We start from the raw sequence: 22,719 nt of genomic DNA, 5'->3' as shown, positions 1-22,719 counted from the left end.
CGGCGATCCGGATGTCGCCTCGTGCGGTGGTGATCTCCGCGGGGCCGGTCAGGCGGCCGATCTCGACGTCGCCTTCGATCGCGGTGAGGCGGACGCCGGCGGCCTCGTCGATGGTGATGTGGCGGTAGGCGCCGTCGAAGGCGATGTCGCCGAGGCGTCCGGCGGTGCGGAGTTCGGCGCTGCCGGTCCTGGCCTCGATGCGGGAGTCGGCGGGCAGATGGACGGTGACCTCGACGGAGCCGGAGTTGCCGAGGATCTGGTTCTTCGCCGCCGGGGCCTCGATCCGCAGGACGCCGTCGGCGTAGGTGACGTCGGTCTGCTCGGCCGCCTTGACGTCGCGGCTCTTGGCGGCGTCGGCGGGCAGGACCTCGACGGTGGTGTCGGCCCGGTCGGCGGCGACGAGGCGGATGCGTCCGGCGGGGATGTGCAGGACGGCGGCGATCGGGGCGGTGGTGTCGAACTTCTGCATCATGCTCTCCTGTGCGTGTCGTCGTTTCCGATGACGGAAAAGCTACGTTGCATTCGAGTATCGCGCAACGAACTCGTTGCGCAGAATCACTATCAATGCAGGTCAACGCGGGGAAATTGTTGCAACGGGCTAGAAAGTAACGCAACGACAGATTCGCTGTGCATTGCAATGGGTAGAGAGTGAACGCTATAGTGGGGTCAGGACCGCCACGAAGGATCACCAAGGAGATCGCGATGCCGGGAGGCAGACTCACCCAGCAGGAACGCCAGCAGATCGCGCTGGGGCTGGCCGACAGCCTCCCCTACGCCGAGATCGCCCGCCGCCTCGAGCGTCCGACCTCGACGATCACGCGTGAGGTGATGCGCAACGGCGGCCCGACCGCCTACCGCGCCGACCTGGCCCACCGTGCCACCGAACGCCGCGCGCACCGCCGCAGGCAGGCCGCGCCCCGGGACCCGCAGGCGCCCGCGCAGCCCCATGGGCGCGACGCCGAGGCGGTGCGCGAGTACGAGGAGCTGTTCACCACCGTCATCATGGCGTCGGGCATGCCCACGATGATGTCCCGGGTGATGGCCTGCCTCACCCTCACCGACTCCGGCAGCCTCACCGCGTCCGAACTCGTCCAGCGCCTCCAGGTCAGCCCGGCGTCCGTCTCCAAGGCGATCGCGTTCCTCGAGAACCAGGGCATGGTCCGCAGGGAACGCGACGAACGCCGCCGCGAGCGCTACATCGTCGACGACAACATCTGGTACGAGTCGATGATGGCCAGCGCCCGCGCCACCGCCCAGCTCGTCGAGACCGCACGGCAGGGCGTCGGCGTCCTCGGCCCCCACACCCCGGCCGGCACCCGCCTCGAAAACGTCGCCCGCTTCCTCGACTTCGTCTCCGAGAGCACCGCCCGCGCCGCCGAGCAGGCCCGCGAGATCCTCCACACCAAGCCCGAAACGCCCTCGGAGGACACTGCCTGAGGACCGCGCCCGGCGGGGTTACCGGCCGCCCGAGACCCTCAGGATCGCGCCCGTCGTGTACGACGCGTCCGGGGAGAGCAGCCAGGACACCGCCGCCGCGATCTCCGACGGGCGGCCCGGGCGGCCCAGGGGGATCGTGGCCGCGGCCTTCGCCGGGCGGTCGGGGTCGCCCATCGTCGCGTGCATGTCGGTCTCGACGATCCCCGGGGCGACCGCGTTGACCCGGATGCCGTCCGGGCCGAGCTCCTTGGAGAGGCCCACGGTCAGGGCGTCGGTCGCCGCCTTCGTCGCCGCGTAGTGGACGTAGTCGCCGGGGCTGCCGAGCGTGGCGGCGGCGGAGGAGATGTTCACGATCGCCCCACCACCGTGCCCCGCCATGTCACGCGCTGCCCGGCGACAACACAGCAGGTAGCCGAGGAGGTTGACCTCCACCACCCGGCGCAGGTCCTCGGTCGAGGCGTCCGCGAGGCGGCCCAGCGGGCCCGTCACGCCCGCGTTGTTGACCAGGCCGGTCACCGGGCCGAGTTCGGCCTCCGCCATGTCGAACAGCCGCTCCACGTCCGCCTCCACCGACGTGTCCGCCCGCACCACGACACACCGTGCGCCCGCCGCCCGGACGGCCCGCGCCGTCTCCTCGGCGGCGCCGGCGTCGCGTACGTACCCGAGCACCAGATCGTGCCCCTCGGCCGCCAGGCGTACGCAGGTCGCGGCGCCGATCCCGCGGCTGCCGCCGGTGACGACGGTCGTCCCTGACATCGTGTTCCACCCTTCTCGCGGTCGCGCCGCCCCCACCGTAATTCGATGGCCCGGCCGACTCCCCGCTGGCTACCCTCCCGGCCATGGTCGACCTCGTGCGCAGACTCATCGCCGCCCAGTTCCCGCGGTGGGCGGAACTGCCCGTCACGCACGTGCCGTCGGCGGGCACGGACAACGACATGTTCCGCCTCGGCGACTCGATGGTCGTCCGGCTGCCGAAGACCGCCGACAGCGCCCGGGCCATCGGCAAGGAGCAGCGCTGGCTGCCGCACCTCGCCCCGCACCTCCCGCTGCCCGTTCCGGTGCCGCTGGGCGCGGGCGTCCCGGGGGAGTACTTCGCGCTGCCCTGGTCGGTGTACGGCTGGCTCGACGGCGCCAACGCCTTCGACGAGCCCCTCGCCGATCTCGCCCACGCCGCCGTGGAGTTGGGCCGCTTCGGCGTGGCCCTGCGGAGCGTGGACGCCACTGGAGGGCCGAAGTCCTTCCGGGGCGGCAAGGTCACCGAGTGGACAGGCGACTACATCGACCGTGCCCTTCGCGACCTCGGCGCCGACGGCACGGTCGACGGCGCCGCCGCGACCGAGGCATGGGAGTCGGTGCTCCGCCTTCCGCAGTGGGACGGCGAGCCCGTCTGGATACACGGCGACCTGCTGCCCGGCAACCTGCTGACCCGGGAGGGGCGGCTCAGCGCCGTCATCGACTTCGGCGGCGTCGGCACCGGCGACCCGGCCTGCGACATGATGGCCGCCTGGACGCTCCTCACGCCCGAGACCCGCCCGCTGTTCCGCGAGGCCGCCCAGGTCGACGACGCGACGTGGGCCCGGGGCCGGGGCTGGGCGCTCGGCTGGGGCCTGGTGACCGAGCACTACTACCGCGTCACCAACCCCGTCCTTGCCGCGGTCGCCCGCCGCGCGCTGTTCCAGGCCCTGCCGGAGTACGGGACGACGGGGGCCTGAACTCCGCGCCTGCACAGGGCTGTTCATTCACGTCCTCCGGCCCCACCATGCTCCTGACTACTCGTGCGTAACACTTCGTAGGGGGAAGCGTGTCGAGGCTTCGTGTTGCGATCGTTCCGCTGCTCGCCCTGCTGTCGCTCCTCCTCGCCCAGGCGCCCGCGGGGGCCGCCGCCGCCACCCGCACCCCCGTTGTCTTCGTGCACGGCTACAACGCCGACCCCGGCGTATGGGGTGGCCTGCGCGAGGACCTCAAGGCCGAGGGATACACCGACGCCGAGTTGTTCTCCTTCGGCTACGACACCCACCGGTCCGTCAACGAGGTCATCGCCGGAGAACTCGCCGCCTACGTCGAGAACGTCAAGCGGCAGACCGGCGCGAGCCGGGTCGACCTCGTCGCCCACTCCTTCGGCAGCCTCGTCAGCCGCTGGTACGTGAAGTTCGACGGCGCGGGCCAGTCCTCCGTGGCCCACTGGGTCTCGCTCGCCGGCCCCAACCACGGCACCGGCACCGCGTGGGCCTGCGCGCTGTGGGACCAGGCATGCCGCGACATGACCCCCGGCTCGTACGTGCAGAAGCGGCTCGCGGAGGGCGACGAGACACCCGGGGCCGTGCGCTACGCCACGTGGTGGTCGAACTGCGACGAGGTCATCAACCCCGACAGCAGCGTGCCGCTCACGGGCGCCACGAACAACGCCGCCGGCTGCCTCGACCACAACGCCCTGCTCGGTGACGACACGGTGTCCCAGGGGGTCCGCGCCTTCCTCCGCTCCTAGAGCCTGTCCTGGGCCAGCTGCGGAGGCAGCGCCGAGGAGTGAAGGACCGTCAGGCCCGAGACCGCACGCGTCAGCGCCACGTACAGCCGCCGCAAACCCGTCCGTTCGTCCGGCTCGCCGTCCACCACCGCCGCCGGGTCGTCCAGGACCACGTAGTCGTACTCCAGACCCTTGGCCAGCGAGGCCGGGACCAGCGTCAGCCGGGACTCGGCCGTCGTCTCCTCGCCGGGGGAGAGGTACGAGAGTCCCGCCGCCGTCAGCGCCTCGGCGAGCGGCGCGATCCGCGCGTCGGCGGCGATGAGACCGATGGAGCCCTCGTGCTCCAGGGACTCCAGGCAGGCCGCCACCACCGCCGCGTCGAGCTCCGCCGCCTCGGTCGGCCGGACCGTCAGCGAGCCCGGGTTCTCACGGACCGACTCGACGGCCGCCAGGCCCGGGGACATGTGCGGCAGCAGCCGGGACGCGTACGCGATGACCTCGCGCGGCACACGGAAACCGGCGGTCAGCTCCTCCACCACGGCCTCCGGCTTCCCCAGATGCCCGAGTGCCTGGGCCCAGCTCTCCGTCGCCCACGGGGTCGTACCCTGCGCCAGGTCGCCCAGGATCGTCGCCGATCCGGTCGTGCAGCGGCGCCCCACCGCCCGGTACTGCATCGGGGACAGGTCCTGCGCCTCGTCCAGGACCACGTGCCCGAGCGAGTGCGTGCGCTCCACCAGGTCCTTCGCCTCGTCGATCAGGACCGCGTCCGCCGCCGACCACTTCGCCGACTTCACGCTGCGCGCCGGCTTCGCCCACAGCAGCAGCTTCTGCTCGTCCTCCGTCAGGACGTCCGCCGCGTGCTCCGCCAAGAACTCGGCGTCGCTCAGCAGCCGCAGCACCAGCTTCGCCGGGTCGACCGCGGGCCAGACCGCCTTCACGACCGCCTTCACCGCCGCGTTGCGGGCCACCGCGTCCTGCACGCGGTCGTCCGGAGCCTCGCCCGCCTGCTCCATCCGCACCAGGACCGCGTGCGCGATGCGCTGCGGGAGCGCGTCGTGCGCGGCGCCGTAACGGATGTCCCGGTCCAGCAACTCGCGGACGATCTCCTCCAGTTCGTACGCGGGGACCCGCCACCGGCGCGAGCCGCGCACCACCATCAGCGGCTCTGTGGGCAGCGTGACGTGCGAGCGGACCGCCCGCCGCAGCACCTCCGCCATCCTCGCGTCGCCCTTGACGACCGCCGTCGCCGCCTCGTCCGTCCCTCGCACCTCGACATGGGCCACGAGGTCGTCGACGGTCGCCTGGCGCACCTCCAACTCGCCGAGCGCGGGCAGGACCTGCTCGATGTAGTGCAGAAAGGACCGGTTCGGGCCGATGACCAGCGTGCCGGTGCGGGCCAGCCGCTCCCGGTGGGCGTAGAGGAGGTACGCGACCCGGTGCAGACCCACGGCCGTCTTTCCGGTGCCCGGGCCGCCCTGCACGCAGACGGTGCCCGAGAGCCCGGAGCGGACGATCTCGTCCTGCTCGGGTTGGATGGTGGCGACGATGTCCCGCATCGGACCCACGCGCGGCCGCTCGATCTCCGCCTGGAGCAGCTTGCTCGTGCGCTCCAGCTCCTCGGGGTCGGAGAGGTGCTCGTCCTCGTACGCGGTGAGCTCGCCGCCGGTGTAGCCGAACCGGCGCCGCAGCCCGACGTCCTGCGGGTCCTTCTTCGACGCCCGGTAGAACGGCTGCGACACCGGGGCGCGCCAGTCGATCACCATCGGGTCGCCCTGGGCGTCGTGGACGTGGCGCCGGCCGATGTAGAAGCGCTGCCCCTCCTGCGTGGTGTGCAGGTAGTCGAGCCGGCCGAAGAACAGCGGGGTGTGGGAGAGGTCGGCCAGCGCCTTGATCCGCTCCTCGATCTGCGCCTGCAGGACGACGGCGTTGACCCAGTTCGCGGTGACGTCCTTGATGTCGAGCGCCTCGGCGTCCTCGCGCATGGCACGCAGCGCGGCGCGGGAGTCGGCGAGATGGGCGCGCTCGCGCGCGAGCGGGTCGGACGGGGACACGGTGGGGCCTCCAGATACGCGGGGTGGCATGTCAGGGCGGCCGCCGGTTTCCGACCGGACGGCGACTCTCCACGGAGGGAGGCGGGGAAGTCGGAGAGTGTAGCTTCCGCGTACCACCGCGGGCGAATGGTTTTTCGCGGCGGGACGGGCGGGACGGGGCGGAGGGACGGGCGGGACGGGGCGACGGGACGACCCGTAGGGGACGGGGTCCGACCGGAGGCGTACCCAGGTTCCACCCCGGGGCCGATGTGTTCGGTATGTCCGAAATCCATCATGGAACCATGACCACAGCGAGCCTGACCCCTGGTGTCTCCCACGTCCCCCACTTCCATCGCCTGGCCTTCGCCCTGCGCGCGATACGCGCCTTCGGCGGCGCCGCGGTGAGCGTCGTCCTGCTCGGCGCGTACGACGAGGAGGCGGGGGTGCGGAACCCGCGGCCCGCGTACGACTCGGGCTGATCGACGGACCGGCTGATCGACATTGCGTCGGCGGACCGTGCAACTTTCACCCGTCCTCGGAGGTCTCCTCTTCGCACCGCCGTCTCCCCACGGAGCACAGAGGACAGAGGAGATCATGAGAAAGCCTTCCGCCGGCCGCGTCGCACGACTCGGCGCCTGCGTCACCGCAGCGGGTCTGTTCACGGTCGGCATGGCTGCCACCCCGGCTGCTGCCGACAGCGACCAGCTGTGGATCACGGCGCCGTACGAGGTCGTGCTGCCCAAGGCCGCCGACAGCGGCACGCAGACCCCGGCCACCACCGTCGCCCTGGGCCTCTCGCACGACAACGACACCTACCGCGTGACCGACGGCCGGCTCACCGTCGACGTCTCCGGCCTGGCCGGCCTGGCCGAGGTCACCTGGCCCGAGAACTGCGCGCCGACCGGCACGACCGCCGTGTGCTCCTTCCCCGAGGTCCCGCTGACGGGCTTCGCCCAGGTCCACCTGAAGGTCCGGGCGGCGTCCGGGGTGGACGTCGGCGCCGGCGGCCAGATCACCTACCGGGCGACGGCCACGACGACGGGCGAGGGCGGAGTGCTCACGGCGTCCGAGAACTGGAGCACCGTCCGGGTCGCCTCCGGCCCCGACCTGATCCTGAACCAGCCCACGCCGGTGTCGGGCGTCACGCCGGGCAGCACCGTGCCCGTGCCGTTCTCCGTCGTCAACAACGGCAACGAGCGGGCCGACGGCGTCCAGGTCTCCTTCTACGTCTCGCGCGGACTCGACGTCGGCGCCATCGCCCCGCAGTGCACCAGCACGCCGCTCGGCGAGGGCACGATCAAGGCGATCACCATGGTGGACTGCGCCTTCGACGACGTCGTCGAGCCGGGCGGCTCGTTCACCCTGCCGTCGCCGCTGCAGGCGAAGGTCGCACCGTTCGCGTTCGCCGAGCGCATCGACATGGGCGTCCGGCCCGGCGGTGGCGTCGAGAACCTGTCGCCGGAGGGCCACGGCGCGATCGCCTCGATCAGCGCCACCAACACCGCCGACTTCGCGGTCCGCGGCGCGCGGCTCACCGCCGCCGCCGGCGAGACCGTGCGCGCCGACGTGACCTTCCGCAACCGCGGCCCGGCCTGGATCGCCAACCTCGGCTCCGGCGAGCCGGTCGGCTCCGTCGACGTCACCGTCCCGCGGGGCGCCACCGTCACGGCCGTGCCGGACGCCTGCGAGCCGCGCACCGCGGACGGCGGCTGGTGGGAGAGCGAGCAGCGCACCGGCGCTCCGCGCTACCTGTGCCAGCTCCCGATCTGGGTGGCCGAGAAGCAGACCGTGACGTTCCCGTTCGACCTGCGCGTCGACACCGTCGTCACCGGTGCGAAGGGCGCGATCACGCTGAAGCCGTCGTACGGCAGCGGCTTCCCGCACGACCCGAACGCCGCGAACAACAAGGCGAAGCTGGTCCTCAACCCGGCCGTCTGACGGCCGCACCCCCGAAGGCCCGGTCCGTGACATGGACCGGGCCTTCGGTCTGAGTACGGATCAGGCTCCGAGGTGAGTACAAGGGCCCATGCCGCCGCCCCGCCCCGGCTGATGTGATCGGCACATGACGACGACCGCCCACGCCCCCGAGCCCACCTCGCCCTCCACCCGCGCGCTCCGCTTCCTCGCGCTCGGCGGCCTGCTCGCCCTGATCCTCTCTCTGGTCCTGACCATGATCGTCGTGCTCGGCGACGCGATCTCCGGAGACGGCCGCGGCGGCGTCTTCGTCACCATGGCCTTCTGGACCCTGGCAGTCGGCGCCGTGACCGGACTGGCCGCCGCCGCGGCGCCCCACGCGACGCTGACGTACCGGGCGCGAGCGGTAGCGGTCGCCGCCGAGTACACCCTCGCCGTGCTCGCCCCGCTCGTCGCCCTCATGGACTGACCGCGTCCCGGCGGTTTTCGGCGGCCGGGGGGTCAGTGACCGGGTGTGGTCAGGCGGCGCACCAGGGCCACCGCCTCGTCCGTACGGCCCGCCCCGCAGGTGCGCAGAATCTCGGCGAGGCCGGGATGGCGGGTCGCGACGAGGTCGGCGGCGTCCAGGATGTCGACCGCGCCGGCCGTGGACGTGAGCAGGTCGCGCAGTCGCGAGACGAACCGGAGTTCGGCGTCGGGCGAGAGATCGCCGGCCTCGGCGCCAGGCGACGCGGACACGGCGGTGCCCATCGACTCCTGCCCGGGCGTCCGGTTGGCACGCACCTCGTCGAGCCGTCCCGCCACGGCCCCGGGCGGCACCGTGCCGGCCCGGACCTCGTGGGCGAGGTGAAGGGTGGCCGAGAGGCGGGCCGCGGCGTCGGGGTTGGCGATCCGGGCCCGCTGGCCGCGCATCACGAGGCTGAGCATGGCCGGGGAGACGCCGAGGATCTCCGCGAGACCCGACTGCGTCACCCCGAACAGGGCGCACAGATCCCGGCAGAGCTCGCCCAGAGGGGCGCCGTACCACTGACGCTGGAGTTCCAGATTGCGGGCGGTCGTGGTCTGGTCCATACGGGCACGCTAGAAGGATCGATTGACACTTGTCAAAGGAAGTTTTCATGTGTCAATCTCTGGCCGAAGGCATCCACTAGCTGATTGGTCGTCACCATGCCCTGGAAGCGCACCTCTTCACTTCTTGCCGCCGTCCTAGTCGCCGGTCTCGGGCTCACCGCTTGCGGAAGCGACGGTTCCGACGCCAAGGGCGGCACGGCGACCGCCCCCGCGACCTCCGCCCCCGCCGCCGACCCGACCGAGGGCGGTGCGGACGGGGGCGCGGACTCCGGTTCGGGCAAGGTGGCCCCGCCGAAGGACCTGCCCGCCGGACTGCCGCTGCCGTCGGGCGAGCTGACCTCCGTGACCGGGGGCGCCGGCGCCTACGTCCTGACGTATCGCACGCCCAACCCCGACGGCGTCCTGGACGAGTACCGCTCGGCGCTCGAGGGATCCGGCTACACCGTGGTGGACATCGCCGGCACCTTCACCGCCACCAAGGGCGCGAACGCCGTGCAGATCACGACCAGCGGCGAGACGGTGGTGCTCACCCTCGCCGGATCCTGAACGTCCGTTCCACGCAAGGGAGTACGCTTCCCGGCGTGGAAGCAGGGGGGATGCTCGCCGACCGGTACCGGCTCGTCGCGCCGCTCGCGCGCGGGGCGCAGGGAACGGTCTGGCGGGCCGTCGACACGCGCGCCTCGCGCGCGGAGGCGGGCTCGGTGGGGGAGACCGGCGAGGTCGCGGTCAAGGTGTCCGGGAGCGCCGACGTCGAGTCGCTGCTCCGTCTCGTCTGCGAACAGTCGGTACGCCTCGGGCACCCGCACGTCCTCACCCCGGTCGACTGGTTCGTCCGCGACGGCGAGGCCTGGCTGGTGCTCCCGCTCGTCCGGGGCGGCACCCTGGCCGGACTGCTCGCAGACTACGGCGAACTACCTCCCGCTGTCGGTCTGTTGATCGCCGAGCAGCTGCTCGACGCGCTCGCGGCGGTCCACGCGGCCGGGCTCTGCCACCGCGACGTGAAACCCTCCAACGTGCTGCTCGCGGCGACCGGTGAGGGCCGCCCGCACGTCTTCCTCGGCGACTTCGGCGTGGCCCGGGTACTGCCGTACCTCCAGCTCACCTCGCCCGGCTTCGTGGCGGGCACCCCGGACTACCTCGCACCGGAGGTCCGTGCCGGGGCGGGCAGTTCACCCGCCCAGGACGTCTACGCGGCCGGACTCGTCCTGCGCGCCCTGGGCGGCCCGTCCGCCCTCGTCGCCACGATGGTCGCCGACCGCCCGGCGGACCGTCCGACGGCCGCGGCGGCCCGCGACGAGATCGCCCGCGCGCGGGCCGCACTCGGCCCCGAGCGGTGGCCGGTGCTCTGGGCGGACGAGCCCTTCGTCGTCCCGGACCAGATCGGCGAGGCCCCGCCTGCCGAGGCGGCCCCGTTCGCGTCCGCCCCAGCCGTGCCCGTTCCGGCCGTGCCCGTTCCGGCCGTGCCCGTTCCGGCCGTGCCCGCCCCAGCCGTGCCCGCCCCAGCCGTGCCCGCCGCCGTGCCCGCTCCGGCCGTGCCCGTCACCGCGCCTGCCCCAGCCGTGCCCGCCGCCGGGTCCGTCACCGCGCCCGCCCCGGCCGTTCCACCCGTTCCGCCCGGCCCGCCCGCGCGGGGGCCCGTCCGGCGCCGTTACCTCGCGTGGGCGGCAGGCGGAATCGCGGCCGCGGTGGCGGCCACGATCCTGCTGAACGCCACCGGTACCGAGGACAAGGGCGGTGAGAGCCCGCCGCCCCGGACGGTTCCGGCGGACACCATCATCGGCCCGCCCGATCCCGACGGCCCCACGGCGTACACACCCTGCACTGCCGAGGAGTACCTCGGCGTGGGGTTCAGCCCCGAGGGCCACGCCCTGCTCTGCACCCTCGTGCCCGGCACCCGCCGCTACGAGTGGACGCCGAGCACGTAGCCCAGGCACCGGCGGATCAGGGCCTGTCCGACCCCGATCCGCCGGACAGGCCCTAGCCCGCCTGCCCTTCGCCCGCCATCAGTTCGTCCGCGTCGATGATCCGGTACGCGTACCCCTGCTCGGCCAGGAACCGCTGGCGGTGGGCCGCGAAGTCCTGGTCGATCGTGTCCCGTGCGACCACCGAGTAGAAGTGCGCCTGGTGGCCGTCGGCCTTCGGGCGCAGCACCCGGCCGAGGCGCTGGGCCTCCTCCTGGCGCGAGCCGAACGTGCCCGAGACCTGGATCGCGACCGTCGCCTCGGGCAGGTCGATCGAGAAGTTGGCGACCTTCGAGACGACCAGGACGCTGATCTCGCCCTCGCGGAACGCGTCGAAGAGCTTCTCGCGCTGCGCGTTCGACGTCTCGCCCTTGATGACCGGCGCGTCCAGATGCTCGCCCAGCTCGTCCAGCTGGTCGATGTACTGGCCGATGACGAGGATCTGCTGCCCGGCGAACTTCTTCACCAGGGCCTCCGTCACCTTCCGCTTCGTCGCCGTCGTCGCGCAGAAGCGGTACTTCTCCTCCGTCTCCGCCGTCGCGTACGCGAGCCGCTCGGAGTCCGTCAGATTGACCCGGACCTCGACGCAGTCGGCGGGCGCGATGTACCCCTGCGCCTCGATCTCCTTCCACGGCGCGTCGAAGCGCTTCGGGCCGATCAGCGAGAACACGTCCGACTCGCGCCCGTCCTCCCGGACCAGGGTGGCCGTGAGCCCGAGCCGCCGCCGGGCCTGCAGGTCGGCGGTGAACTTGAAGACCGGCGCGGGCAGCAGATGCACCTCGTCGTAGACGATCAGGCCCCAGTCGCGGGAGTCGAAGAGCTCCAGGTGCGGGTAGATGCCCTTCCGCTTGGTCGTCAGGACCTGGTACGTGGCGATGGTGACCGGCCGGATCTCCTTCTTCGTACCGGAGTACTCACCGATCTCGTCCTCGGTCAGCGAGGTCCGCTTCACCAGCTCGTGCTTCCACTGACGGGCCGAGACGGTGTTCGTCACCAGGATCAGCGTGGTGGCCTTCGCCTGCGCCATCGCACCGGCGCCGACCAGCGTCTTTCCCGCTCCACAGGGCAGCACGACGACCCCGGAGCCGCCGTGCCAGAAGCCCTCGACGGCCTGCTTCTGGTACGGGCGCAGCGCCCAGCCGTCCTCGGCGAGTTCGATGGAGTGCGCCTCGCCGTCCACGTAACCGGCGAGGTCCTCGGCCGGCCAGCCCAGCTTCAGGAGCGTCTGCTTGATCTGCCCGCGCTCGGAGGGGTGCACGGCGACGGTGTCAGGGTCGATCCGGTTGCCGACCAGCGGCTGGACCTTCTTCGAGCGAAGGATCTCCTCGAGGACGGGCCGGTCGGTGGTGGTGAGGACGAGACCGTGGGTGGGGTGCTTGGAGAGGGTGAGCCGGCCGTAGCGGGCCATGGTCTCGGCGACGTCCACGAGGAGCGCGTGCGGCACGGGGTAGCGGGAGAACTCCACCAGCGCGTCGACGACCTGCTCGGCGTCGTGCCCGGCGGCCCGGGCGTTCCACAGCCCGAGCGGGGTCACCCGGTAGGTGTGGATGTGCTCGGGCGCCCGCTCCAGCTCCGCGAAGGGCGCGATGGCTCGCCGGCAGGCCTCGGCCTGCTCGTGGTCGACCTCCAGGAGCAGCGTCTTGTCGCTCTGGACGATGAGTGGTCCGTTCACGCCTTCAGGGTCCTTCCCGCCGTGCCGTGACGCGAGTGCCGCGACGGCCAAATCTCCAGTGTGCCTGAAGGGCCGCCGATGCCGGTGGGTGTGCCGGTCCCGGGAGACCTGGCGCAGAGAGTCCTGGCCCTGCGAATCCAGGTCCCGGGAGTCCTAGACCTGGTCGTCCGCCAGTTCCGCGACGCCCGTGATGCGGTGTAGGGGGTACGTGCGGACCTCGTCCGCCGTGTGGTCGTAACCCGTCACGAAGCCGCCCTCCACCCGGACCGGGGCGATGACCCGCTGGCTGGCCGCGCCCTCCGCGTTCACATAGCCGATCCAGACGGCCGAGCCGGTCATCGCGGCGGCCTGGACCGTGGCGAGGGTCTCGGCGGGGGAGGTGCGGGGGAGTTCGCCGGCGGCCGGTGCGGGGCCGCCCTCGGGGCGCTCCTTGCGGACGGCCGTCGAGGCGAGGTCTCCGGCCCGGATCGCGCGGACCGCCGCACTGAGCAGGGTCGTGTCCGGGGCGGGCGGGCCGTCGGGGACGGGGACGGGCGCGGTGCGGGCGCCGGTCCGGTAGGCGTCGGCGCGGGTGATCAGGACATCGCCCTCCGCGGACTCGGCGGCCGGGGCGTACCCCATCGAACGCAACCCGTCGAGCAGCGCGGCCGGGTCCGTCTGGGCGGCGAGGACGGTCGGCGCGAGGCGGCGCAGCCGCAGCGACGCGGACCGTTTGTCGGCCAGGATCTCGCCGAGGAGCGCGTCGTCGTCGCAGCGGACATAGGCGGAGGCGGCGCCGATCCGCAGATGGCCGTGTTTCCGCGCCACGTCGTCGATGAGGTACGCGAGGGGCTGCGGAACCGGCGTACGGGAGTGCGCCGTCAGGAAGTCGTGCAGATCGGATGCGCTCCGTCCGGCGTCGAGCGCGCGGCGCACCGAGCCGGCCGTGAACCGGTAGACGGTCGCGCCACCCTTCGACTCCACGTCCGCGAGCACGGCGAGCGTGTCGGCGAGCGGGCGCTGCAACGGCCCGGGCGCGACCGCCGTGAGGTCGGCCTGGAGCAGTACGTGGTCGACGGCCTCGGGGAGGAGCGGCGCGAGCAGGGTCGCGGCCCGGGAGGCGGCGACGGACAGCTCGACGCCGTGGACGGCCACCGGCTCGGCCGCGGCCTCCGCGAGGGGCAGGTTGAGCAGCGCCCGGGCGGGCGAGGCGAGGGCCCCGCGGCCGGTGATCCCGAGCAGCTCGGCCTCGGAGAGGGTCCACAGGGCGAGTCGGGAGCGAAGGTCGGTGGCCTGCCCCGAATCCGCGCCCGCGCCCGTGCCGACGCCCATGCCCCTGCCGCCGCCCGCGCCCACGCCTGTGCCGACGCCGGGGCCCATCCCCCTGCCGCCCGTGCCGGGTGCCGCACCCATCTGGGGGCCCGTACCGGCTCCCGGCCCCGCGGGCCCCGCGGGCCTGGCCGCCGCGGTCCGCAGCGGTCGCTCCCACCGCAGTCGCGCCAGCAGCGCCTCGGGGTCCGCCGCCGAGCCCGGCGGCAGCGTGGCCTGCAGGGTGAGCACCCGCCGCCGTACCTCCGGCGCCGCGCCTCGGTCGAGGTCCGGGCCCAGCGCCGACAGCGCGCGGCCCTTCCCGTCCTGGCCGCCGACCAGGCCGGGGGTACGCGTCCCCATCAGCCAGGCCGTGACGAGCCCCGCCCACCGCTCGGCCGCGGGCAGGTCCAGCCAGTCGTCGTACGCGGGCGTCGGCGCGTACCGCTCGTCCGCCTCGCCGTCCGAGGCGAGCAGCCCCGCCCCGTAGCAGAGCTCGAGCCAGAACGCCGCGACCGGCTCCGAGACGTCCAGCGCGACGGCCGTCCGCTTGAGGTCCCGTACCGACAGACCACCCGAGCGCAGGACGGCGGGGCCGCCCTGGTCCCAGCCCTTCAGGAGCTCCTCGACCGTCGCGAGCGCCGTGTACGCCTGACCGGCCGCCGCGCTGTCCACAACCTGTGGACGGTATTCGCGCAGGACGGACAGTTCCGGTGCGTGCGGCTCCGGCGCGCGGTGCGCCCGCCCGCCCCGAAGATGCAGCGCGGCCTCGCGCGGCAGCACCACCGTGCGCGGCGAGGCGGGCAGCAGCAGGCCGCGGTCGCGCAGCCACTGCACCGGCGGGGCCGGGTTCGCCGTCACCTCTCCGTACGGCGGACCCCAGACCAGCCGGTCGAGCACGGCCAGCGCCTCCGGCGCCGCCGTGTCGAGCAGCGCCCCCATCCGGTCCCGGTCGGTGAAGAGTTCGGTCAGCGCCGCCACCGCCGAGACCGGGTCGTGCGTCGCGGGCAGCCCGGCCGCCGCGATGATCTCCTGGATCCGGCCGGGCGACATCCCGGCCGTGGCCTCGGCGACGGTCGGCCCGAGACCGGTCGGGGACGGGTGCTGCGCCGAGGGCGCGAGCAGCTCCCGCGCGGTCCGCACCAGCCGCAGCCGGTCCTCGTCGCCCCAGACCAGCGCCTGTTCGCGCAACACGTCCACCGCGCGCGGCAGCGCCGCCTCGATGTCCGGGTCGCCGTCGTCGCCGGTGAGCAGGGCGAGGAGTACGGGATACGGGGCGGGGTCCGGAGCCACGGCCAGCGCCTCGGCGGTCTGGAGCGTGAACCGGTCGAGCCGTTCGAGCGCGCGGACGACGGAGGCGCGGGTGCCGGCCCGGGTGGCGAGCTGCGTCAGATCGTTCGGTACGGGGGACAGCAGATCCGGGCGCGCCCGCAGCAGCGCGGCAAGCCCCTCGTCGCCCCCCGCGCGCAGCGCCTCCGCGAGCGTGCGCGGCGCGGCGGCGGCGTCAGTTCCTCCGGGCACGTGCGCCTCCCGATCGAGCTCACCGATCCCCATCCGCCCCACGTTAGCCCCTGCGCGGGCGCTAACGTCGGGGCGTACCGGCTGTGGAGGGGCACTGTGGGGATCGAGAGCGACCAGTTGGTCTTCGACTATCTGAGCCGGGTCGGCGATCTGGCGCAGCAGCGACAGCTGTCGTCGAGCACGCGGATGCGGCTCGTGTCCTCGCTGCGGGGCGAGATCGACCGTCGGCGCGCCACGTACGGCCAGGAGAGTCCGACCGCGGTCCGCGGCATCCTCGACCAACTGGGCACGCCGGACGAGGTGGTGGACCGGGCGGCGGGGGTGCTGCCGGAGCAGCGGGGGCGACAGCGGGGGCTGTGGGGGAGGAAGAGCGCCGTGCCGAGCCCGCGTACGGAGCCGGAGGCAGGGCCGACGCCTCCGCACCTGGCGGGGACGGACGAGATCGGCTCGGCCGACACCGAACCGGACTGGTGGAGTCTGGACGGCGACACGCCGGAGCCGCGACCGGGGGACGACCTGGTGCCGGGCTTCAGGGGCGGGGTGGAGATCCCGGAGCTGCTGAAGCCGCCGGTGGGGGACGAGGAGGAGACGGAGGAGCCCGAGGACGGCGCCGCGGAGGCACCGCGCCGTGGGTGGCGACGGCTGCTCCGCCGCCGTCCCGCCGCACCGGCCGAAGAGCCCGACGAGATCGAAGAGGCCGACGGGGCCGACGAGGCCGCGCCGGTCCGCCGCTTCCGCCTGGGCAGCCCCTTCCTGCTGCTGGCCGCGCTCCTCCTCGTCGGTGGGGCCGTCTTCGGCTCCCTCATCGCCCTGGCCCTGGGCTGGCTCCTCGCCTACGCCTCCCGTCGCCTCTCCCGCACCGAGATCCAGTGGGCCGTCGTCGTGCTCCCGGCCCTGGCGGCCACGGCGGGCGCCGTCTGGCTCTGGGGCCGCGTCGAGGGCCGCTGGGGCGCCCCGGTGGCCCGGGGCGGCGAGGCGATGGGCGCGGCGATCTCGGAGACCTGGCCCTGGGCCCTGAAGGCCGCGGCCGTGTCGTCGGCCCTCTTCCTCCTCTGGCGCTCCCGCCGCCACTGACGGCACCGCCACGCTCCCGCGTCGGTCACGCTCCCGCGTCGGTCACGCTCCCGCGTCGGTCACGCTCCCGCGTCGGTCATGCGCCCGCGTCGGTCACGCTCCCGCGTCCGCAACCGCGTTCGCGTGCCACGGGGCGCCCGGGACGACCAGGGGGGAGCCGGTCACCGGGTCCGGGACGATCACCGAGTCCAGGCCGAAGACGTCGCGGACCAGGTCGGCCGTCACCACGTCCGCCGGGTGGCCCTCCGCCACGACGCGGCCCGACTTCATCGCGACCAGATGGTCCGCGTACCGCGCCGCCTGGTTCAGGTCGTGGAGGACCACGACGACCGTCCGGCCGCGCGACACGTTCAGGCGGCGCACCAGATCGAGGACCTCCACCTGGTGCGCGATGTCCAGATACGTCGTCGGCTCGTCGAGCAGCAGCAGATCCGTCTCCTGCGCGAGCGCCATCGCGATCCAGACCCGCTGGCGCTGCCCGCCCGACAGCTCGTCCACCGACCGCCCGGCGAGCGCGGCGACGTCCGTGCGCTCCATCGCGTCGACGACCGCCCGCTCGTCCTCCTCCGACCACTGCTTCCACCACGCCTGGTGCGGCTGGCGGCCGCGCGACACCAGGTCCGCGACCGTGATCGCCTCCGGGGCGACCGGGGTCTGCGGAAGCAGGCCGATCTGCTGCGCGATCCGCTTCGTCGGCAGCTTCGCCAGCGACTCCCCGTCGAGCAGCACCGCACCGCCCGCAGGCTTGAGCAGCCGGCCGAGCGCCCGCAGCGTCGTCGACTTCCCGCACGCGTTCGGGCCGACGATCACGGTCACCTTGCCGTCCGGGACGGCAAGGTCCAGGTCCCGCACGACCGTACGGTCCTCGTACGCGAGCGTCAGCTCGCGCGTGGTCAGCCGGCTCACGACGTTCCTCCAACGCTTCGGCTCCGGACGATGAGCCAGATCAGGTACGGGGCGCCGACCGCCGCCGTCAGGACACCCACGGGCAGTTCGGTCGGCGAGAACAGGCGCCGCCCCAGCAGGTCCGCCAGGACCACGACGAACGCGCCCATCAGCGCCGAGCACAGCAGCGGGATCTGCGCGGTACGGGTCATACGGCGGGCGATCTGCGGTGCGAGCAGCGCGACGAAGTCGACCGGACCGGCCACCCCCGTGGCCACCGAGGCGAGCACGACACCGACGCCCACGAGCCCGAGCCGGACCCGCCCGAGCCGTACGCCAAGCGCCGTCGCCGTGTCGTCGTCCAGGGAGACCGTGCGCTGCGCGCGGGCGGCCCACAGGATCGCCGGCAGCAGCGCGATCAGCGTCCAGCGGATCGGCGCGGCCTCGTCCCAGCCCCGGCCGTTGAGCGAGCCCGTCATCCAGACCTGGGCCTGCTGGGCGACCAGGTAGTCGCCCTTGGTCATGAACAGGGTGATCAGCGAGCGCAGCGCGATCGCGAAGCCGATGCCGATGAGGACGAACCGGGTCGCGTGCAGCCCGCCGCGCCAGGCGAAGACGTAGACGAGCGCGGCGGCCGCGATGCCGCCGGCGATGGAGAGGTAGGGCAGGACGGCGTACGAGGTGAGGCCGAAGGTCATCGCGCCGACCGTCAGCGCTCCCGCGCCCTGGCTGATGCCGATGATGTCGGGGCTGGCGAGCGGGTTGCGGGCGACGGTCTGGATGAGGGCGCCCGCGATCCCGAACGCGGCGCCGACCATCAGCCCGACGGCGAGCCGCGGCATCCGCAGCTCCTCGACGACGAAGGCGGACCGGGAATCCTGCCCGAGGAGCACCTTCAGGACCTCGGACGGTTCGACGAACCTCTCGCCGACACACAGGGACGTGACGCAGACCGCGGCCAGGACCAGCACCAGGCCCGCCGCCACAGCGGCCGAGCGGCGATGGAGCAGGAACGATCCGCCCCCGGCGCGCACGACCCCGTACCCCGCGGGCCGCACCTCGGTCGTGGCCGTCATGCCGGCACCGCCTTCCGGCGCACCAGCGTCACCAGGAACGGCACGCCGATGAGGGCCGTCATCACCCCGGCCGGGACCTCGCCCGGCGGGAAGAGCACCCGCCCGATCACGTCCGACACCAGCAGCATCACCGGCCCCACGAGCGCCGCCATCGGCAGTACCCAGCGGTGGTCGCTGCCCACGATCGCGCGGGCGATGTGCGGGACCGCGAGGCCCACGAACGCGATGGGACCGGCCGCCGCCACCCCCGCGCCGGTCAGCACAGTGGCCCCGACGCCGCCCACGACGCGTACGGTCGCGACCCGCTGGCCGAGCCCCTTCGCCACGTCCTCGCCCAGCGCCAGCGCGTCCAGGCCGCGGGCCACGGACACCACGAGGACCGCGCCGATCAGCAGGAAAGGCCAGATCTGGCCGACGATCTCGGCGTCCCGTCCGTCGAGCGAGCCGATCTGCCAGAACCGGAACTCGTCCAGCGCCGATGCCCGCGTCGTCAGGACCCCGGTCGTCACGGAGAGCAGCAGCGCGTTGATCGCGGCGCCGCCGAGCGCGAGCTTCACCGGCGTCGCCCCGCCGCGGCCGCTGGAGGCGATCGCGTACACCGCGACGGAGGCGAGGGCCGCGCCCGCGAAGGCGAACCACACGTACCCCGTCAGCGTGTGCACCCCGGCGAAGGCGATGGCGAGGACCACACCCACCGAGGCGCCCTGGCTGATGCCGAGGATGCCGGGGTCGGCGATCGGGTTGCGGGTGATGCCCTGCAGGGCCGTGCCGGCCAGGGCCAGCGCGGCGCCGACCATCAGCCCGATCAGGGTCCTGGGCACCCGCATCTGCTGGACGACCTGGGCGTCGTCGCCGGTCCCGCCGTGCAGCAGCGCGTCGAGGACGGTCGACGGGGCGATGGCCCGGGCGCCCACGGCCAGGCTCAGCAGGATCGCGAGGAGGAGGGCGACGACGGCGGCGACGGTGGCGAGGACGCGTCTGGAAGGGAAAGCGGCTGTCATCGGGGCCCATCGGGAGGTGCGGGTGTCACGTCGGCAAGGCTGGGTTGGGTACGCCGTGGTTCGGCGAGGCGTGGCGAGGTTCAGGACGGCGTCGGCTCGGTGAGGCTCGGGCTCGGTTCGGCAAGGTTCGGTTCGGTAAGGCTTGGCTCAGCGGCTCAGTCTAAGCAGCGGCCGGATTCGAACACCTGGGCACAATGTCCCCCATGACTTCTCTCACCGTCGGCTTCGACCTCGACATGACGCTGATCGACTCCCGCCCGGGCATCAAGGCCACGTACGAGGCCTTCTCGGCCCAGGTCGGCGTCACGATCGACGCCGACCTGGCCGTCTCGCGGCTCGGACCGCCGCTGGAGCACGAGCTGGCGCACTGGTTCCCGGAGGCGGAGATCGGGCAGCGGGTGGCCGAGTACCGCGCGCTCTACCCGACGTACGCCATCGGGCCGACGCTCGCGATGGCGGGCGCGCGGGATGCGATTCAAGCCGTTCGTGAGGCGGGCGGCCGGGCGATCGTCGTCACCGCGAAGAACGAGCCGCACGCCAAGCTGCACCTCTCCCACCTGGGCATCGACCCCGACGCCGTCATCGGCGGCCTGTGGGCCGAAGGCAAGGCGGAGGCGCTGCGCGAGCACGGCGCGGGCGTGTACGTCGGCGACCACACCGGGGACGTGCGCGGCGCGGCGACCGCGGGCGCCGTGTCGGTGGCCGTGGCCACCGGACCGTGCGACGAGGCGGAGCTGCGGGCGGCCGGCGCGGACGTCGTCCTTCCCGACCTGACAGAGTTCCGTGCCTGGTGGGAGGCGTATCGGGGCTAGCGGGACCGGGTCAGCTGCCGCCGGCCGCGGCCGTCCTCGCCTGGCGGCGCTGCGCCGCGATCGAGCGCAGCACGCCGGCGCCCGCGACCAGGAATCCGACGCCCATCAGCATGCACACCGCGTACGCGACCGGCGGGAACGGATCGGTGCCCAGGAAGAGCGGGGCGACCGTGACCAGCGTGGCCACCGCGCCGATGATGAAGACAATCGCACCGGCGCGGACGAGACCGTCACCCGGAGCGGAGTCGTCCGACGGGGCCGAAGGGGTTTCACTACGCATTCGGCCAGGGTAGTTCCCAGGCCGAAGGAACAAACCGGCGACGTCTTGTCACCAGCCCGAAGCCCATTAGCCTTGGGGTGCCTGGCCTGGGGGTCCCCCCTGCTCGAGCGGAATCGAGAGCTTGGGGGCGGGTCGGGCGACCCGCTGTTTTGCTATCCGGAGCCGGATTCCCGGCGCACCCATCGAGTACGAGGACAGGGACAGACGTGCCTACCGGCAAGGTCAAATGGTTCAACAGTGAGAAGGGCTTCGGCTTTCTCTCCCGGGACGACGGCGGCGACGTGTTCGTCCACTCGTCGGTGCTCCCTGCCGGAGTCGACGCCCTCAAGCCGGGGCAGCGCGTGGAGTTCGGGGTGGTCGCCGGCCAGCGCGGTGACCAGGCGCTCTCCGTGACGGTCCTCGACCCGACCCCGTCCGTCGCCGCGGCGCAGCGCCGTAAGCCCGACGAACTGGCGTCCATCGTGCAGGACCTGACGACGCTCCTGGAGAACATCACGCCGAGCCTGGAGCGGGGCCGCTACCCCGACAAGGTGCACGGCAAGAAGATCGCGGGTCTGCTGCGGGCGGTCGCCGACCAGCTCGACGTCTGACCCGTCCCGTCACGGGAAAGCAAGCGCGTCCGGGCCGAGGGGCGGTACGAGCCCCTCGGCCGCGGCGCGCGTGAGCAGCCCGCGGACCGCCGCGTAGCCGGCCTCGCCGAGGTCGGCCGTGAACTCGTTGACGTAGAGACCGATGTGCTGATCGGCCACCTTCGGGTCCATCTCCTGCGCGTGCTCGAGTACGTACGGGCGCGAGGCGACCGGGTCGTCCCAGGCCATCCGTACGGACGTGCGGGCCGCCTCCGCGAGCCGCCGCAGCATGTCCGGGCCGAGCGAGCGCCGGGCGATGATCGCGCCCAGCGGGATCGGCAGGCCGGTGGTGTCCTCCCAGTGGGCGCCCATGTCGGCCAGGGCGTGCAGGCCGTAGTTCTGATAGGTGAACCGGGCCTCGTGGATGACGAGCCCCGCGTCGACCTTGCCGTCGCGCACGGCGGGCATGATCTCGTGGAACGGCATCACGACGACGTTGCCGACGCCTCCGGGGACGACGTCCGCAGCCCAGAGCCGGAAGAGCAGGTACGCGGTCGAGCGCTCGCTCGGCACGGCGACCGTCTTCCCCGTCAGGTCCACCTCCCCCATGGAGGTCCCCCCGCCCGAGCGAAGCCGAGAGGGGGGGAGGGTCAGCACGAGCGGGCCGCAGCCACGGCCCAGGGCGCCGCCGCAGGGCAGCAGGGCGTACTCGTCGAGGACCCAGGGCAGCACGGCGTACGAGACCTTGAGGACGTCGTGCTCGGACGTGCCGCCCTCGGCCCAGCCGTTGGTGAGGTCGATGTCCGCGAACGTCACGTCGATGCGCGGGGCGCCGGGGACGCGGCCGTGGGCCCAGGCGTCGAAGACGAAGGTGTCGTTCGGGCAGGGCGAGTAGGCGATCTGCAGTTTTCTCACGTCGGCTCCACGAAGAGGGAGTGGCTGAGCTGCTGGAAGGTGGACCGCAGCGCGTCCATGGCCTGGCCGATCCGCCAGGCGCCCCGGTCGCGCGGGCCGACCGCGTTGGAGACGGCGCGGATCTCGACCACCGGCACGCCGTACGCCGCGGCGGCCTCGGCCACCCCGAAGCCCTCCATCGCCTCGGCGGCGGCGCCCGGGTGACGCCGTGCCAGCTCGGCGGCGCGCTCGGCGGTGCCGGTCACGGTGGAGACGGTCAGCACGGGCGCGACGGTGTGCGGCCGGTCGCCGCGGGTGAGGGCGTCGGAGATCCGTCGGGTGAGCGGGCCGTCCACGGTGTGTGCGGACCGCCCGAAGCCGAGCTCCTCGACGGTCAGATAGCCGTCGGGTGTCTGCGCCCCGAGGTCGGCGGAGACGATGGCGTCGGAGACGACGACGGAGCCGAGGGGCGCCAGGGGCTGGAACCCGCCGGCGATCCCGGCGGAGACGACGAGGTCGTAGGGCGCGGGCTCGGACGCCGGAGACGCGGCGTGGGCGAGTGCGGTGGCGGTGGCGACGGCGGCCGCGGCCGGCCCGACGCCGCCGACGAGGACGTCGACGACGGTCCGGGCGTCCGCGTGTCGGCGCAGCACGAAGCCGCCGGGCAGCGGGAACTCACCCGAGCCCGGTCCGCCGAACGTGATGCCCCGGGCGACGGAGTCCGCCTCCGCCGCCACGGCCGTCACGATCAGGATCCGGAGGACCACCGGA

Annotated in this window: 23 protein-coding genes and 1 pseudogene; 12 read left to right on the top strand and 12 right to left on the bottom strand. The window is 73.3% G+C overall.

The genetic code is table 11. From position 1 onward, the window contains the following. Positions 1-469, bottom strand: a 469-nt coding sequence (locus ABZ939_RS28850) for a hypothetical protein (RefSeq protein ID WP_361861318.1), incomplete at its 3' end; no start/stop codon positions are given. 233 nt (positions 470-702) lie between these two features. On the opposite strand from ABZ939_RS28850, the pseudogene ABZ939_RS28845 reads away from it, so the two are divergent. Both ABZ939_RS28845 and ABZ939_RS28840 read left to right on the top strand, forming a co-directional pair. Further along, positions 703-900, top strand: a pseudogene (locus tag ABZ939_RS28845) (helix-turn-helix domain-containing protein); the annotation flags it as partial. 102 nt (positions 901-1,002) lie between these two features. Beyond that, a complete protein-coding gene (locus tag ABZ939_RS28840) occupies positions 1,003-1,437 on the top strand; it encodes a MarR family transcriptional regulator (RefSeq protein ID WP_361861325.1) in 435 nt (144 codons plus the stop codon). Between the two features lie 18 nt (positions 1,438-1,455). On the opposite strand, the gene ABZ939_RS28835 is transcribed toward ABZ939_RS28840, so the two are convergent. Next, positions 1,456-2,193 carry an SDR family oxidoreductase gene (locus ABZ939_RS28835; RefSeq protein WP_361861315.1) on the bottom strand — a complete coding sequence of 246 codons (738 nt, stop codon included), beginning with the start codon at positions 2,191-2,193 and terminating at the stop codon, positions 1,456-1,458. Positions 2,194-2,276: 83 nt separating this feature from the next. Between ABZ939_RS28835 and ABZ939_RS28830 the strand changes: the two genes are divergently transcribed. Together ABZ939_RS28830 and ABZ939_RS28825 are read left to right on the top strand one after the other, a co-directional pair. Beyond that, complete coding sequence (locus ABZ939_RS28830; RefSeq protein WP_361861312.1) at positions 2,277-3,149, top strand: aminoglycoside phosphotransferase family protein; 873 nt, start codon at positions 2,277-2,279, stop codon at positions 3,147-3,149. Between the two features lie 89 nt (positions 3,150-3,238). After that, positions 3,239-3,922 carry an alpha/beta fold hydrolase gene (locus ABZ939_RS28825; RefSeq protein WP_361861309.1) on the top strand — a complete coding sequence of 228 codons (684 nt, stop codon included), beginning with the start codon at positions 3,239-3,241 and terminating at the stop codon, positions 3,920-3,922. Here the strand turns inward: ABZ939_RS28825 and ABZ939_RS28820 are convergent. Next, entirely contained in the window at positions 3,919-5,982 is a 2,064-nt protein-coding gene (locus tag ABZ939_RS28820) for a UvrD-helicase domain-containing protein (protein ID WP_361861306.1), read from the bottom strand. The two genes, ABZ939_RS28825 and ABZ939_RS28820, sit on opposite strands and share 4 nt — an antisense overlap. 251 nt (positions 5,983-6,233) lie before the next feature. Here ABZ939_RS28820 and ABZ939_RS28815 point away from each other — a divergent pair, with 251 nt between their 5' ends. The 3 genes from ABZ939_RS28815 to ABZ939_RS28805 all read left to right on the top strand — a co-directional run bounded on the left by ABZ939_RS28815 (position 6,234) and on the right by ABZ939_RS28805 (position 8,314). Next, complete coding sequence (locus ABZ939_RS28815) at positions 6,234-6,410, top strand: hypothetical protein (RefSeq protein WP_361861303.1); 177 nt, start codon at positions 6,234-6,236, stop codon at positions 6,408-6,410. Between the two features lie 115 nt (positions 6,411-6,525). Next, positions 6,526-7,869 (top strand): CARDB domain-containing protein, encoded by a 1,344-nt coding sequence (locus ABZ939_RS28810; RefSeq protein WP_361861300.1) that lies wholly within the window; start codon positions 6,526-6,528, stop codon positions 7,867-7,869. A 124-nt stretch (positions 7,870-7,993) separates the two neighbouring features. Beyond that, positions 7,994-8,314: a hypothetical protein gene (locus ABZ939_RS28805; RefSeq protein ID WP_361861298.1), complete on the top strand. Its 321-nt coding sequence runs from the start codon at positions 7,994-7,996 to the stop codon at positions 8,312-8,314. A gap of 32 nt (positions 8,315-8,346) precedes the next feature. Here ABZ939_RS28805 and ABZ939_RS28800 read toward each other — a convergent pair whose 3' ends face one another. Then, positions 8,347-8,916: a helix-turn-helix transcriptional regulator gene (locus tag ABZ939_RS28800; protein WP_361861295.1), complete on the bottom strand. Its 570-nt coding sequence runs from the start codon at positions 8,914-8,916 to the stop codon at positions 8,347-8,349. Positions 8,917-9,012: 96 nt separating this feature from the next. On the opposite strand from ABZ939_RS28800, the gene ABZ939_RS28795 reads away from it, so the two are divergent. Next, a complete protein-coding gene (locus ABZ939_RS28795; protein WP_361861292.1) occupies positions 9,013-9,462 on the top strand; it encodes a hypothetical protein in 450 nt (149 codons plus the stop codon). A 35-nt stretch (positions 9,463-9,497) separates the two neighbouring features. Next, a complete protein-coding gene (locus ABZ939_RS28790) occupies positions 9,498-10,841 on the top strand; it encodes a serine/threonine-protein kinase (protein ID WP_361861289.1) in 1,344 nt (447 codons plus the stop codon). Positions 10,842-10,893: 52 nt separating this feature from the next. Here the strand turns inward: ABZ939_RS28790 and ABZ939_RS28785 are convergent, their stop codons facing one another. Beyond that, positions 10,894-12,549: a DNA repair helicase XPB gene (locus ABZ939_RS28785; RefSeq protein WP_361861286.1), complete on the bottom strand. Its 1,656-nt coding sequence runs from the start codon at positions 12,547-12,549 to the stop codon at positions 10,894-10,896. Between the two features lie 153 nt (positions 12,550-12,702). Then, positions 12,703-15,390 carry a helicase-associated domain-containing protein gene (locus ABZ939_RS28780; protein ID WP_361861283.1) on the bottom strand — a complete coding sequence of 896 codons (2,688 nt, stop codon included), beginning with the start codon at positions 15,388-15,390 and terminating at the stop codon, positions 12,703-12,705. Between the two features lie 63 nt (positions 15,391-15,453). Here ABZ939_RS28780 and ABZ939_RS28775 point away from each other — a divergent pair, with 63 nt between their 5' ends. Beyond that, positions 15,454-16,431 (top strand): hypothetical protein, encoded by a 978-nt coding sequence (locus tag ABZ939_RS28775; protein WP_361861280.1) that lies wholly within the window; start codon positions 15,454-15,456, stop codon positions 16,429-16,431. A gap of 93 nt (positions 16,432-16,524) precedes the next feature. Here ABZ939_RS28775 and ABZ939_RS28770 read toward each other — a convergent pair whose 3' ends face one another. Genes ABZ939_RS28770 through ABZ939_RS28760 form a run of 3 tightly spaced genes read right to left on the bottom strand, consistent with a single transcriptional unit; the run spans position 16,525 to position 19,393 of the window. Continuing rightward, positions 16,525-17,337, bottom strand: a complete 813-nt coding sequence (locus ABZ939_RS28770; RefSeq protein WP_361861277.1) for an ABC transporter ATP-binding protein — start codon at positions 17,335-17,337, stop codon at positions 16,525-16,527. Beyond that, positions 17,334-18,392, bottom strand: coding sequence for an iron chelate uptake ABC transporter family permease subunit (locus tag ABZ939_RS28765; RefSeq protein WP_361861274.1), 1,059 nt, complete (start codon positions 18,390-18,392; stop codon positions 17,334-17,336). The genes ABZ939_RS28770 and ABZ939_RS28765 overlap by 4 nt, the downstream gene beginning before the upstream one ends. Next, entirely contained in the window at positions 18,389-19,393 is a 1,005-nt protein-coding gene (locus ABZ939_RS28760; RefSeq protein ID WP_361861271.1) for an iron chelate uptake ABC transporter family permease subunit, read from the bottom strand. Before ABZ939_RS28760 ends, ABZ939_RS28765 begins: the two co-directional genes overlap by 4 nt. Positions 19,394-19,587: 194 nt before the next feature. Here ABZ939_RS28760 and ABZ939_RS28755 point away from each other — a divergent pair, with 194 nt between their 5' ends. Next, positions 19,588-20,205 carry a haloacid dehalogenase-like hydrolase gene (locus tag ABZ939_RS28755; RefSeq protein ID WP_361861268.1) on the top strand — a complete coding sequence of 206 codons (618 nt, stop codon included), beginning with the start codon at positions 19,588-19,590 and terminating at the stop codon, positions 20,203-20,205. Positions 20,206-20,215: 10 nt separating this feature from the next. Here ABZ939_RS28755 and ABZ939_RS28750 read toward each other — a convergent pair whose 3' ends face one another. Further along, positions 20,216-20,485, bottom strand: a complete 270-nt coding sequence (locus ABZ939_RS28750) for a hypothetical protein (protein ID WP_361861265.1) — start codon at positions 20,483-20,485, stop codon at positions 20,216-20,218. 206 nt (positions 20,486-20,691) lie between these two features. Here ABZ939_RS28750 and ABZ939_RS28745 point away from each other — a divergent pair, with 206 nt between their 5' ends. Next, on the top strand, positions 20,692-21,075 hold the full coding sequence (locus tag ABZ939_RS28745) for a cold-shock protein (RefSeq protein WP_361861263.1): 384 nt from the start codon (positions 20,692-20,694) through the stop codon (positions 21,073-21,075). Between the two features lie 9 nt (positions 21,076-21,084). On the opposite strand, the gene ABZ939_RS28740 is transcribed toward ABZ939_RS28745, so the two are convergent. Together ABZ939_RS28740 and ABZ939_RS28735 are read right to left on the bottom strand one after the other, a co-directional pair. Then, positions 21,085-21,969 (bottom strand): 1,4-dihydroxy-6-naphthoate synthase, encoded by an 885-nt coding sequence (locus ABZ939_RS28740; RefSeq protein ID WP_361861260.1) that lies wholly within the window; start codon positions 21,967-21,969, stop codon positions 21,085-21,087. After that, positions 21,966-22,715, bottom strand: a complete 750-nt coding sequence (locus tag ABZ939_RS28735) for a futalosine hydrolase (protein WP_361861257.1) — start codon at positions 22,713-22,715, stop codon at positions 21,966-21,968. Before ABZ939_RS28735 ends, ABZ939_RS28740 begins: the two co-directional genes overlap by 4 nt. Positions 22,716-22,719: the final 4 nt, after the last annotated feature.

Source organism: Streptomyces sp. NPDC046712 (genome assembly GCF_040645695.1).
Lineage (GTDB): Bacteria > Actinomycetota > Actinomycetes > Streptomycetales > Streptomycetaceae > Streptomyces.
The sequence above is the reverse complement of the archived record's forward strand: the minus strand, read 5'-3'. Positions and strand labels throughout refer to the sequence as shown.